Here is a 1,411-nt window from a genome sequence, read left to right on the forward strand (position 1 = left end):
TAATGCCAGTCAGTTAAGAGTTTCATCAATGAACTGACAATGCGATATTCCGGTATCAGTGACTCTCTGATACCGGATTTTTATGCATTTTAGTCAGGCCATTGATGCCATCACTCGTGTTTCACCTGAACACTTCTCCAGCCTCGCGGATGTTCTCTCCCCCGAGTTGATTGATGAATGCTTAGAACACGCCGGTGTAGCCACCTTGCGTAAACGTCGTTTACCCCTTGAAATGGTGGTCTGGTCGATTGTCGGCATGGCCTTGTTTCGACACATCCCGATGGGGCAAGTCGTTAATCAGCTCGATATTGTTTTGCCCGGCCAACGTCCTTTCGTAGCACCCAGCGCCGTTGTCCAAGCACGTCAACGCCTCGGCGTGGAGGCTGTTAAACGTGTTTTCGAACAAACGCAGGCCCTTTGGCATGAACAAACTCCTCACCCTCATTGGTGTGGTCTCAGGCTTCTAGGCGTAGACGGAGTGGTATGGCGAACGCCTGACACGCCCGACAATCAATCCGCTTTTACACGGACATGTAATGCTTACCGGGAAGCGAACTACCCGCAAGTGCGAATGGTGTGTCAAATGGAGTTAACGAGCCACCTGATCACAGGGGCCTCGTTTGACAGCATCTCGACGAGCGAACTGGCGTTGACGACAGACCTGATCGCTCGTACACCTGATCATTCACTAACGTTATTTGACCGCGGGTTTTATTCGCTAGGTCTGCTGCATGCGTGGCAGCAAGCGGGTGAACAGCGCCACTGGCTAATCCCGTTACGTAAGGGCGCCCAGTATGAAGAAATCTACTCGCTAGGGCGTCAGGATCGACTTGTTCGCCTGACAACATCACCACAAGCGCGAGCTAAATGGCCAGACTTGCCCGCGACGTTAGAAGCACGTCTGATGCGTCGTAAGGTCAAGGGTAAGGAGGTTCAGGTACTGACGTCGATGACCGATCCGCTGCGCTTTCCTGCTGCTGATATCGTGGATCTTTATAGCTATCGCTGGGAAATCGAGCTGGGCTACCGGGAAATGAAGCAGTCGCTGCTGGGCAGTCGGCTGACGCTGCGTAGTCGTACTCCCGACATGGTTCGCCAGGAGTTATGGGGAACGTTGCTCGCCTACAACTTGATACGCTTTCAGATGGCCCGAATGGCCTACAGTTTGGACAGTATTCACCCCCATCAATTGAGCTTCCATCAAGCTGCCCATTTTATTATTAGAGAGTTATCCATGTTGCCTGCGGTATCACCTGGCCGTCTTCCCGAGGTGATGAGATCGATGCTAGAGATGGCACCTTCATTCTTACTACCCGATAGACGAGAAAGGTCGTACCCGCGTGCTGTCCGGGCACGACCACAGAAATATGCGGTGAGTAAAAAGCCAGTCAGGCTTAACTGACTGGCATTA

The 1,411-nt window shown here is 52.4% G+C and carries 1 protein-coding gene; it reads left to right on the top strand.

Annotation, left to right across the window (positions count from 1 at the left end):
• Positions 1 to 82 precede the first annotated feature (82 nt).
• Complete coding sequence (locus R0J87_RS18230) at positions 83 to 1,402, top strand: IS4 family transposase (RefSeq protein WP_498887938.1); 1,320 nt, start codon at positions 83 to 85, stop codon at positions 1,400 to 1,402.
• Positions 1,403 to 1,411: the final 9 nt, after the last annotated feature.

It is taken from the genome of Halomonas sp. SIMBA_159 (genome assembly GCF_046536035.1).
GTDB classification, from domain to species: Bacteria; Pseudomonadota; Gammaproteobacteria; order Pseudomonadales; family Halomonadaceae; genus Vreelandella; species Vreelandella venusta_A.